Annotated in this window: 10 protein-coding genes; all 10 read right to left on the minus strand. The window is 42.7% G+C overall.

The window, feature by feature from the left end:
* Window positions 1-17 precede the first annotated feature (17 nt).
* A complete protein-coding gene (locus tag AC59IL_RS00310) occupies window positions 18-599 on the minus strand; it encodes a hypothetical protein (RefSeq protein WP_496550061.1) in 582 nt (193 codons plus the stop codon).
* Window positions 600-607: 8 nt separating this feature from the next.
* Window positions 608-4,771 carry an RHS repeat-associated core domain-containing protein gene (locus tag AC59IL_RS00315; protein ID WP_496550062.1) on the minus strand — a complete coding sequence of 1,388 codons (4,164 nt, stop codon included), beginning with the start codon at window positions 4,769-4,771 and terminating at the stop codon, window positions 608-610.
* Window positions 4,772-4,928: 157 nt separating this feature from the next.
* Window positions 4,929-5,234 (minus strand): hypothetical protein, encoded by a 306-nt coding sequence (locus AC59IL_RS00320; protein WP_496550063.1) that lies wholly within the window; start codon window positions 5,232-5,234, stop codon window positions 4,929-4,931.
* 141 nt (window positions 5,235-5,375) lie between these two features.
* Complete coding sequence (locus AC59IL_RS00325; protein WP_496550064.1) at window positions 5,376-6,740, minus strand: hypothetical protein; 1,365 nt, start codon at window positions 6,738-6,740, stop codon at window positions 5,376-5,378.
* A 100-nt stretch (window positions 6,741-6,840) separates the two neighbouring features.
* Entirely contained in the window at window positions 6,841-8,655 is a 1,815-nt protein-coding gene (locus tag AC59IL_RS00330; RefSeq protein ID WP_496550065.1) for a type VI secretion system Vgr family protein, read from the minus strand.
* A gap of 88 nt (window positions 8,656-8,743) precedes the next feature.
* Window positions 8,744-9,133 carry a type VI secretion system tube protein TssD gene (gene tssD, locus AC59IL_RS00335; protein ID WP_496550066.1) on the minus strand — a complete coding sequence of 130 codons (390 nt, stop codon included), beginning with the start codon at window positions 9,131-9,133 and terminating at the stop codon, window positions 8,744-8,746.
* A 144-nt stretch (window positions 9,134-9,277) separates the two neighbouring features.
* A complete protein-coding gene (tssD, locus tag AC59IL_RS00340; protein ID WP_496550067.1) occupies window positions 9,278-9,664 on the minus strand; it encodes a type VI secretion system tube protein TssD in 387 nt (128 codons plus the stop codon).
* 292 nt (window positions 9,665-9,956) lie between these two features.
* The gene (locus tag AC59IL_RS00345; protein ID WP_496550068.1) at window positions 9,957-10,115 is read right to left on the minus strand and encodes a hypothetical protein; all 159 of its coding nucleotides are present in this window, start codon (window positions 10,113-10,115) and stop codon (window positions 9,957-9,959) included.
* 5 nt (window positions 10,116-10,120) lie between these two features.
* Window positions 10,121-11,509 (minus strand): DUF5458 family protein, encoded by a 1,389-nt coding sequence (locus AC59IL_RS00350; protein WP_496550069.1) that lies wholly within the window; start codon window positions 11,507-11,509, stop codon window positions 10,121-10,123.
* A 33-nt stretch (window positions 11,510-11,542) separates the two neighbouring features.
* On the minus strand, window positions 11,543-11,995 hold the full coding sequence (locus AC59IL_RS00355; protein ID WP_496550070.1) for a hypothetical protein: 453 nt from the start codon (window positions 11,993-11,995) through the stop codon (window positions 11,543-11,545).
* Window positions 11,996-12,549 lie beyond the last annotated feature (554 nt).

Consider the following 12,549-nt stretch of genomic DNA (forward strand, 5'->3'; position numbering starts at 1 on the left):
ATAAAGCCATCAAACAATCATGCCTTCTTAGATTTTTTTACAGTCAACAATTGCTCTATACCACTCAGCATTAATGATTGTACGGAATGTCCTCCGTATTTTATTACTGCCGAAGCATAGGGAAGCAAGTGCTGCAAAATGGGAGCGCTGTTGATCTTTTTGCTTTTACATAATTTTATAAAATCGTTGAACGAAACGATTAAATCGCGGGCATCGGGTTCAAGATCTTTCATTATAAACAATGCAACCCACAGGGTGAGATAATCTTCCGAACTCTTTTGCGTATCTGCTAACAGATCGTCAAAACCTGGCCATACATATTTCTTCAGCTGAGGCGCCTGGTTTATTATATCTGCTACCCTTTTCAGTTCTTTATAGTCTGTTTGCTTCAGCACCTGTATAATAACCTGTCTGATATAGGTTAATTCAGGCTCTATTCTTTTCCGGTATTCCTGTTCAATCGCCCGCATGTCATCTTCCCAGTTCTCCTTCTTAAAATCAATAGCCTTTCTCTGAGTCAGAAATTCATCCTGATTCTTTTTCGTTATTTCTTCGTCGATTAAATCGATTTTCGATTGTAAGGTGTCGATGCTTTCCATAAACCTGTTTATTTACAACGCGCTTTAAATTTCTTTACATTATCCGGGTGAACCATATGGTCGTCAATTTCAACATAGCCTGCTTTTCGAAGCATTTTTAATTCCCTGTCGTATACTTTCGGACGATTATTTACGTCATCCCACAGGAAATCGTGTGTTTGCGGCGATACCAGTTTAAAGGTAGCCTTTCTGTCGATGCCTCCCTGAACCCACATATCGTTTACATTCAGGTTCCAGCGGTCGCTTTGTAATACATTTAATCCCGGCTTACCTATACATGCTCCCGTGTCGTGCAATCCGCCGATAACCGGCATATTGGTGCTATTAAAGTTGTTCTTATATTCTTTCCAGGCCGAAGCCGCATCCTTCATTACATTTTTATCTTTCGCAAAGCTGTTGGCTTCGGTAAACCGGCCTTTGGTAGCTTGTAAAAATTCGTTCCAGGAGCCAATACCGCTTAAGCCATAAGGATCGATGCTGCTATTGGTATCATTCACATAAGCATATGGGGTAGTATTGTTGCCGGCCAGTCCTATCGGGTCCTGAGTGATATACACGCCTTCTTCGGGCGCATAATACCTGAACCGGTTATAATACAAACCTGTTTCTTCATCTTCGTATTGCCCCTGGTACCTGAAAGGTATAAAATCTTTTGTACCCTTCAGGGTTCGCGCCTTTCCATAAATATCGGTTACACACTCCCATACTTTTTTGCCATCGGCATCATATGCTTCATTGGGTGTACCGAGGTGATCACATACTATACTATAGGTTTTTCTATTTTGTATTTTGGCGCAGGGCACCAGGCTATCGGCATCAAACAACCAGGTTATTTCGTTTACTCCTGCATTTAACGGGTTCGGTTCTTCTCTGTCATAACTTATTTCGCCCCATTCGTTAACAACTGTTTTAGGAATATCGGTTTCGCTATAGCTCCATTCGTGCAGCGGCACATTGCCATCCCAAACCCATCTTGTTACAGTTCCTTTTTGCGCCTTACCATGCTCTGCAATATTTTTCACCAGCTTGCGTATTCGCCGGTTAAAAACATCGTAGGTAAATTCAATGGTTTGATCGGGTTTCAATACTTTTTTCAACAGGCCATCGGCATACCAGGCGTAACGCGTTTTTTTATTCGTAGCCTTATTGGTTTTGCTGATCAGGTTGCCTTCCCCGTCGTATTTGTAAATGTATTTTTCACTTTCGAGCAGGGCGCCTGCAGCGCTGTATTGACGATCGGTTCTTTTTTTCGTTTCGTAAATATTGCCGGCATCGTCTGTTGTACGGTGAACAATGCTGTTGTCGGCATATTGCGCAAATGCCAGGTTATCGAGCGCATCGTATTTAAATCGCGTGTTGCTTTGCGACAATGCATCCAATACATTGGTGAGCCGGTTATTGGTGTCCCAGGTATATTTTTTCCACCGTTGCACTACTCCTTTGGCAGCAACCTTTTGCTCCTGCGGTCTGCCTGCCTGGTCATATTGCCATTCAACCGATACATCACCGGGCAATATTCTTTGCAACTCCTGGCCTGCCGCATTGTACAACATTTGTGAATGCCACGAGGCGCCGGCAGCGGCGTGCATTTTGGAAACAAAGCCAAGCTTATTGCGTTCGAAGACAATGTCGGCGCCCAAACTGCTTGTTATGCGGGTACGGTTACCAATTTTATCGTACACGGTTCTGATATCATAATCCTGCTGCTTTTCTGTAATTACATTGCCTGCACGATCTCTTTCAAACTGTACCACGCTGTTTTCGCTTTCAGCAGTGGTGACCCTGCCACTTTTATCATAGGTAAAAGCTTTCCAGCTTCCATCGTTGTATTCAATTCTGATGATGCGTCCGTTGGCGTCGTACTCATAACGGGTAAAGCGTTCTCCGGGGCGGTTTACCTGAATAATTCTGCCAATTGCATCGCGCTGGTAGCGCAGCTGCATGCCATCGAAGCCGGTTTCGCTGATTATTTCTCCCCTTTTGTTATAGCCAAAGACATAATGCTTTCCTGCTTCGTTTACGATAGTCCGCAATCTTTCTTCGGTATCGTAAAAAAAGTTCAACTCTCTTTTATTGATCGTACGCTTTTTTACGTTACCTAAAGGAGTATATTCATAATCTACCCTGTGATGTTTATCGGTGGCGAGGGTTACTTCTTCATAAGCATTGTACTGCAGTTTTACTGTGTTTCCATCGGGCAAATGAATGGTACGGATGCGATTCAGGTCATCATATTCAAAAAAGCGCCGGTCGCCATCGGCATTTACGGCCTGTGTACATCGGCCCAGTGCATCATAGCGCCAGTGCGCTTCACTTTTGTCGGGCAATTGTATAGACCCGATATTTTCATCTTCATCGTACCGGAATATCGTTTTGCGGTTATTGCTTTCAATAATGGCTCCCACCTGGCCATTCTCATTAAAGTCATAGGTAATGGTGCGCCCGTTGGGATGGTTTATAAATTTCAACCGGCGTTGTTCGTCATATACAAAAGTCTGGCTGTTTCCATCAGGACTTATAATGAGTGTTGGCTGGTGATGCTGATTGTAGTGAAACTGCAACTGGTTGCCATCGGGCAATATTTTTTCTTTTAAATGGCCTGCATCGTCATATACATAACCACTTACATTTCCTGATTCATCGGTTTCGCGGTATACATCAAAGTTGTCGTTGTATACGGTGTATCGTGAATTACCGTAATGATCTGTTTCCTGAACACATAAATTATTTTCGTCGAAATAGTAAGTAGTATTTTCGCCCAGTGAGTTGGTAACAATGTTATGACCTTTATGATATTGAATAAAACCTTCCAGCACACCACCATCGCCCCAGGTATGTATACAACGGCGTTTGCTGTCGTACTCCCAGTAAAAGCTTTGCCCGTTGCGATCGGTTTTTTGTATCATCAGGTGATACCGGTATTCAATGGCCGTTACCTGATTCAGGGCGTCGCCAATCTCTGTTAAATTGCCGTGTTCATTATATGTATAACTTACCAGTGTTTGCTGCAGTTCGCGGTGTTTTACGATTACCTGTGTTATACGGAATTGTTTATCTAACGTAAAAACAAGTAAGCGGCCTGCGCTGTCGGTAATCGCATTCAGGTGTTTGCCGGTGTAATGTAATTGTATGCGGTTGCCACTGTAATTTTCGATATACGACAATTGCCATGTTCCGGCCTGGTGCTCATAGTTAAAATGATAATACAGCGACTCATCATGATCATCCAGTAAAAAGTGTCCGTTTTGTTTGCGGTGCAGCGTTATTTTTTCCTGCGGATGATAATAACTTTCACCGTAATACAACAGCGGAAATACAGCCTGACGGCCATCGGCCAGGGTAACCGATAAGCATCCATCTTCGGACCAAAGCTGTACGCAACGATCATAACACAAATGCACACCATGGCCCAAAGGGCCTTGTATTGAAGAATCACTGTCCCAGTTGCGTGTCCACCTTACCGGTATGGGCCCGGGTAAATCAAAATCGGTGTATTCATAATTTACGCGGCCGGTGACCAAATCAACCGGCTCAAAACCCATTTTACATAAGCGGTTACTGAGTTTTTTTGTAGAAGGAAATTTCTTGGCCACTTTATTGTTCAATGCTTTCAGCATTTTGCCACCGGCTTTGCCAAGGATCTTCAAAAACGAACCGAAAGCAAAGGCTTTCAATAGCGCCATGATGCTGAAGTTAGGCACCAGCGGCCCTCCTACCATTACCGGTTTGCCCCATTGCAACGGAATGCAAAAAGATGTTGGCAGGTATAAAGAAGGAATGGGAATGAATTTTTTACCAGGACGAAATGAAAGCGGAATACCGATATCGTTACAGGTCATGAGCATATAACCGGCGCCGCTCATGGGAGCGCCATCGACCGATACGCGTTTGCTGCCAAAAAAATTCTGGCTGTCGTGACCAATTATAGGAACTAAAGTAAACCCTGCTCCAAACGGAATATGAACGAAAGTGATGATCATACCCATGGTATCGGTATTGCCACGGGGCACATTGTTTACTTTAACGGTAGCGCCGATAAAAGGAATATAATCAAACGGATCAATTACCAACCCGATATAAGGATGTGGAAGCGGAACAAATGGAAAAGGCAGATTCACAAAGTGAATATCAATTCCAATCACCGGTTTTAAATGCGTGTTGGCAACGTACATGGTAGATTTTCTTTTTGTAAATGCCTTAATTATTTTCTACCGCTTAGTATTAGGATTGTTTGATTGTTAAATTGTTTGATTGTTGGGCAGGCTGAACTTTTGAACGGTTAACAGTTAGTCGGGCACTCTATATTGCGATATTCCAACCATCAAACAATCAAACCATCTGACCATCTAATGAGATATAATCTTTCAATCGCTGTGTTTGCTCAAGAAAACCGGCAATGATCTGCCGGTTCGAATAACCATTTTTTTCCAACACCTCTGTTACCATTTGCCTGATATAAATTAATTCGGGTTGAATTTTTTTCCGGTACTCAGATTCAATTGTTCTCAACACTTCTACCCAGCCATCTTTGGTAAAATCAATGCGCGATTCTTTGCTACGCAGCTCGTCAACATACTTATGGGTTATTCTTTCATCGATCAGTTGAATTTTTGATTGTAGCATTCCATATTCCATAAAGTGATTGTTTGATTGTTTTATAGTTCGATTGCTGTTGATTCCGAATATTGAAATGGTTCTGTATGTTCAACTGTTTTATTGTTTGAAAATCCGGAAAATTTATAAAGTTCAACGATAAGCCATCAAACAATTCAACCATCAAACAATCAATTCACCGGTTTTCGCCTCTCTGATCTTTTTCTTCGTATAGTTTTGCTTCAGCTCCTCTACTGTTTTTTGCCAGTCGTCGCCATAGGCCCTTACCATTTTAAGTTCCACCTCTCTCACCATGCTGTCTATATCATATTGTTTCTGCTGCCAATAATCATAAGCCATGAAAGGATATTCCGATGCCTGTATTTCCTCATCAGATAAGCGGCCGGTTAATTTCATCGCCTGTTCACTGGCCTGCAATTTTTCGGGTTGCCAGTTTTTATAATCGGCAAAGATCCAGGCTTTGTAATAGGCCGATACGGCCTGTGTGGTAAAACCGAACTCAACCGCTTCGTCGCCTGCTTTCATAAACCAGTCAAGGGCATCTTTTCTTTCGCGTTGTATCTGGCAGTCGGCTCCTTTATAGGTATAATATTGCAGCAGCAATGGTTTTATTGTTTCATTGCCACCTGCTATTTCCTGTTTACACAGGCGCATACCGGTATCGAGCAGTTCATTGATGAGCATATGATCTTTAAACGAAAAAAGCATTCCGGCGTAAGTGATATAAGCAGTGGCCAGCAAACTTTTATCGCCTGTTTTTTTACCGCATTCAATGGTTTTCTGTCCCCATTCGCTTAATAATGGTTTATTTTTTTTGCTGGCGGCATCTCCCATTTCGAACATGCACTTTCTGAAAAATGCATAGGGATCGGTAGCTGATCCTGCTGTAGCTATCTGCCTGATGGCATCCTGCATACGCAGATCATGTACAAGGGAAACTGCTTTATCGGCATACTTTTCAAAAACGGTTCCCCAAAAATTACCGTCGGTATGATCAAATACCAGCAGCTGTATACCGGGTTGTTTGGGTTGATCCATCCATTGCTGCAACCATTGTAAAAACTGTTGCGGTGCGCTCATTTCTTTGGGCAACACACTTAATACAAACTGGGTCTGCGATTGCCCGATCCAGTTCCGGTACGACTGAATCATTTCGGGCAACAGGCTGCTACAAACGATATAATTGTTGTCTTCTACCGCTTTTCTGAAGGGCTCTACATTCCATTTTCCTTTTACGCCTGCTTTGGCCAGCAGCTGCTGTTGCTCTGCATCGTCATATTCCTTCAACCAGCTTTGCATGATGGCATGGCTGTAGGTTTTAGGCGAGTTGAAATGGGTATAAAAGAAAACGAACAGATTATCGAGTTTTCCATGCGGCGACGCTTCGAGGCGACAAAACCCTTCGTACATACGGTGGTCTTCGGGTTTCAGCATCCAGCGGATCAGGCTGTGCTGAGCCCTAACCTTCTTTTTCCAAACATTCACCATTTCGTCTATTCGAATGGTTATCGGGTTATGTTCGTTCATTACTTGTTTTATTTTTGCATAACGCTGAACGCTTAAAGCAAAACGCTCAGTTATTGCTGATTGGTCATTGTCAATTGCTTATTGCCGATTGCCGATTGCATCAGCAATTCAGTTTTATATGTCCACCGGTAACTACCGTAGCTGTTTTACCATTTACTTCTACCGCTTCAGAGTTCAACGACACTTTAGTATCGCCGGTAACGTCTATATCTTTGGCACCAACATTTACTTTGTTTACGGCACTTATATTCACTGCTGTTTTAGATTCTGCATTCATTTCATCTTTACCGTATATGGTAGCAGTTTCGCTAAACTGGCCATCGAGCTTTTTCGACTCCATGTATATTTCGTTCTCGGCCAGCATGGTGATCTTTTTCGTTTTGAAAGTGATCTCATTGGTGGCATCTATGGTTACTGTATTACTGGATTTAATCGTTATGTTACCTGCTCCATCTATCAGCATGCTGTTGCCGGCTTTATCTTCAACAAATACACTACCATCGGCATCGTTCATCACCACTTTGTTACCACTGCGTGTTTGCAGCGCTTTTACATCATTGCCGCCATTGCTGAATGTATTGCTGGCTTTACCATGATACACGGTACCTATAACATAAGGCTTGGTAGGACTATCGCCTTCAAATCCCACGATCACTTCTTCACCTACTTCGGGAATAAAGAACATGCCCTTACCACCACCGCCATGCGGACTTGTTACCCGTATCCACGGTGTTTTTTCGGCGTCATTCATCCAGTGAAATTTTACCCGTACTCTTCCCAGGCCTTTGGGATCGTGGTTATCGGTAACCATACCGCTTTGTGTTTCGATATGCGCAATAGTTGCGGGTTTTACCGGCGGCATTTTTATACTTGCCGGAACGGCCGTAAAGTCGTTGTTGTAATTTCCATGTCCGTCGAAATAATGGTTGATCGAAAGCACGGTGTATTCGCCATAATTTTCTCCCGACATACTGTACACATTCTGGCCCTGCACATTAATGGAGCCTCCTATTTTAACACCGGGATGACCGCTGCTTCCTGAAAAGCGAACCGTATTACTGCTTTGCATAGCAGTTCGTATGTTGATCGCATCATCGAGTTGCTTTTTATTCGAAACAAACTGGTTGTTCCATATTTTAGGCTGCGCAGCATATACGTTGTTACTTGCCTGCAATACATATTTGCCCAGATCGTTCAATCCGGCTTTGCTTTCGATGCTTTGCGGAGTGCTGTTGTAAACTTCGTGATTGAGATAATCGTAAGCCATCATCTGGCTGTTGGCCGGCTGTACCTGCAACGCCATGCTAAAACGGCTGATATTGCTGCCAAAGGTGAGTGCGGCAGGCTCGGAGGATTTGAGAGAGCCGATCTGCAGATTATTACCATCGTAGTACAACCATTCGCCATAGGCTGAACATAAATAATTTAAAAATTGCCAGGCCGTTTGTTTGTACTGAACGGTGTAAGCGAGTGTTTCGGGATATTGCGGGGCAATTTGTGGCTGCAGCAGGTTTTGCGGAAAATGCTTTAGCACATCCTGCACAATATTTTTTATAGCCTTTTTTTCCCAGCTTTTGCAATGAGGGCCATTGTCGAGCACAATGGTAGGACTACAGCCTGAAATGATAATGTTGCCGGTATGACCGCTGAACCGGTCGGCTTCTACCTGCATTACAATGCCCCTGAATTGAAGGGTACCGGCAGACCCTGTACTGGTAACGGAAGCCTGTAACAGGCCGCCGATAAGGTTTCGGGAAGAATGAAGTATGCTACCATCCATACCATCGAGTGATTCGGCCGGACAAACCAATCTGAAATAATGATGGTCGAAGATGTTCTGCGTTAACTGAAAAGAGGTAATTTGTTTAATAGGACTACCGGCAATGGTTATGTTACTACTAATTAGTTGGGCCATAAAAAAGATGTGTCGTTTATGGTTGTTTATTGGTCAAAGGTGAACGGTCCCCTTGAGCCTTGTATATTGTACCTTGAAACCTGTGCCTTTACTGAGGCCAGTTGTTTTTGAACTTTGATTCGTTCAGTTTTACTTCCTTGGCGCTGAGCGTAATTTGCACCTGCATAGGGCTATCACTGTTATGATCATAGGTTTCGTGATAATCCACGCAATGCGCATCGGTAAACTGAAGGGTTTTTAATTTGCTCATATTATCCCTTCGGTAAAATGTTATGGAACCGCTTTTGGTTTGCGTTGGACTTACCATCCAGTCGAATAAGCCTGTATTGCCATTGCTTTCAACAACAAGGGTAACAGCGCCTCCCTGCGGAATGGCAGTAGGTTTGCCGGTTCCATCGGTAGCCTGTGTAAAGCGAAATGCACAATGCAGAATATTCAACTCTTCGCCATCAACCTTAAGTTTTGCTATGAATGACATGGAATTTTTATTAGGATTAAAGTCATAAATGTTACCGATTTCCGGTCGCCGGTCTTCCGGTTACCGGAAACTGGTAACCGGTAACTAAAATCAGGCAAGACCTGCACTTACGGGTGCAGGCCCTGCCGTTATAATGGATAGTGATTATACCCATTCATTTTCATGCTTACCGCTGCCCAGTTCAATGGCTTTAGCGCTCAGCGTGAATGTTTCGGTAACCGGGCTGTCGTTAGCACCGTCGAAATTTTCGCGGTACTCAACCAGGTATGCTTCTTTAAACGACAATTCCTTCAGCGTGGCATCGGTATCACGTTTAACAAAAGTGATAGAGCCGTCTTTACGCTCAAAGTTGTTGGTCATCCACTCGAAGAAAGTGGTATCACCGGTTGATTCAACCGTAAGGGTGATCTTTCCGCCACGAGTGATCGAAGAAGGACGACCGGTTGCATCGGTTTCCTGCTTCAGCGCATACGTGCAAGCGAGAACGTTCACGTTCTTGCCTGCCACTTTGAGTTTTGCCTTGAATGACATAAAAAATGGTTTTGAAATGATTAAAAAATGGTATATAGACCTAAAAAATAAAAAACGAATCTGTTGAAATAAGTGTAGTGCAGGCCCATTTGCCTTTTCCAGACAGGAAGTATTAAATAACTATTCTGCTCGTTTGGCAACGAACAATCTGTGTGGCAAGGTTTAATGGCCGCCCTCTTTTTATTTCATTAAAAGATCTAAGGGCCGGTATTTGTTTTTTACAAGGGAAAATGATTTCCCGTCAGCATCATTATTGAAAAATGACACTGCAAGCTGTTATTATTTTTTGGGGTTAAACCGGCGCTACAGTTTGGGTTAGATAGTGGATTTTAACAGGCGAATGTTGATTATCCCGAATGCGGTATCGGCATAAACGTTCAATAAGCATTTCGGCTACGCTCAATGCTTTTGAATCATCCTTTCCCGCTTCAGCGGGACTCAGGACGCTCATGATGTTTATTTATCCTGTTCGTATTTGGAAGACCAGTCTGCTTTATCGGCATCGTCTCCCTTTTGCCCTTCGAGTTTTATCAGAAATGTTTTTGCAGGAAAGTATGGTTTCAAGTGGATATCGAGATAAATGCGGTCTTTTTGAACAGGGTCCTGTTCAAAACGTTTAATGGTGAAATTTTCAATCAGTTTATTGGGGCCGGTAATACCGTCGAGGAATTTTACAATTTGCCCGTTCAGTTCTTTACGGGTAGATGCATTGAAGTTTTCGAAAGCGCGGCGGTTTAAGAAGTCCATCATCACTTTCGTTACGTAATCAAATACACGTACCACTGAATAGGTTTGTAAACCGAGGTTGTCGCCATTGAACAATGTTTTGGCCGAAAAGGCCATCACCTTTCCATATTCTTTTACCATCGGTATCAGCCCGAGTTTTTCAAGGCTGGCAATTTCGCTTTTTTTCAGGTCGAAGCGTACGCCATCTACTTCATTAATACCACCGAATTTTTTACCGGCAGTAACCTGCGACATCAGCGTATTATAAATTTTACCGGCCAGTGCTGCAGATGGCGGCACCAGCAGATCGTCTTCTTCTTCAATTTCGGAAAACCGTCCGCGGCCTACCAGCCAGTTACAGGCCATAATTACATTGGAACGATATGGATCGCCACCGGTTAAGTTGGCCGCTTCAAACAATTCCATAACATCATCGGGCGTATCAAGATCTTCAAAATCGGTCACCAGCATCACTTTATTTTCATAAGCGAGCTTGGCCCATTTCTCCAGCACTTTGTTGCTACCGAGATAGCCGGGTAATATAAGCAGGCTGTAATTATTGCGAAGGTCGAGCCGGTCGTAATTATCAACCAGTTCGTTGTGAATAGCATCAATAAAACGGGTGTTATCGAGGTCTTTTACCTGATCGGGATCGATATTAATAACAGATACGTTCTTTACCTTAAGACTTTCGGTATTTTTATAAAAGAGGGCAACTGAACGGTAGGATCTTTCGAGTTGTTCAGTTTCTTTAACAGCGGCTTTCAGATTCCTTTTTAACACCTGACCCGATTGTTCAGAGCGCTCGTTACAGGTTTGAACCATTTCACCGATATCGTCAGAGCTTTGCAGTATATCGAGCCACAGCTTCAATGTTTTTTTCAGTGCTGTACGCTCTTCTTTTTTACTGTTTTCTTCGAGGAATATTTTTTTTCGTGCTTTTCTTTCAGGATTAATGTTCTGAACAGCATCAATGGCCGATTCGAGCAGATCAAATCCCCCAAATTTGGCGAGCCCCTGTACACTGCTTTCCAGTTGTTCAACCGGCTGCCCTTTGAAAGGCAGATCTTCTTTCATAGCCGTTTGCTGAACGGCGGGTTTAATGGCTTCAGTACTCATGATTACGATTTAATTAAATAGTGTTGGTATTGATTACCTGGCTGAGTCGAGTTCCTGTATCAGTGACTGCAATGCCTTTATTATATGCTCCTTGGTTTCTTTGTTGGTAAGCGCCTGTTTTAGCAGCTTGTTTGTTTTTAACTGCCTGATGATTTTCTGGTATTGCATCTGCTGCATGTTCACATCACCAAGGTATTCGCTCTGTGCTATAATACCTTTTGTACCAAAATCAGACAGGCTTTTGAAATGCAGGGTTTCACGACGCATGGCGCCGTCTTCTGTTTCAAAAGTCATATCTACTTTCGGCTTGTAATGCTCAAAAACTTCTTCAACGCTGGTCAATCCTTCTACTATGTCTGGCTTAACAGGAGGATCGTAGGTTAGTTTTTCTGCCAGCAGTACACGATTTTGAGGAATGTCTGCAAAGGCTTCAAAAGCATCGGTCCTGACTTCCGTGCCTCCAATTCCGTATGGTTCTATGCCCATGATAAGTATTTTTGGTTTTCAGAATAAGCTGACTTTCTGTAATGTTCAATCGAATTTAATTACGATAAAACCGGTTTTAAGGATTGGATATCAAACAAAAAACTCCAAATTATTTTACAAATTTCATTCCCAAAAATTGATGAATGAACATTAAAAGGCAAAAATCCCCACAAACCATTATGCAAAAATATCTGTGAAACTCATTTTTAATGTGCGGATAATAATGGCAAATAAATTTACATGTTTCCGTTAGTAAATAATACAAGTCATCAAAAAATAATGTTGTTTTAATCTTAAAAGTTAGTCACAAATAATTTTTGCGAACAGGTTTTTTGAGACTGTCTTCACTGTTAGAACAGCAATTTGCGCTACTACTATTATTAATTATGTTCCACATCAGTGCTAAATATGTTTTACACATTTTAAACAAAAACACTCCCACCCCGGTTCAGGTATGAATTTTGAACCGGATGATATCAGGAACACCGTATTATCGTTGCTACAAATCAGCGTGTCTCAACTGCGCCCGACACTTTTAAATACTTCTTCGATGG

It is taken from the genome of Niastella sp. sgz303648 (assembly GCF_059587045.1).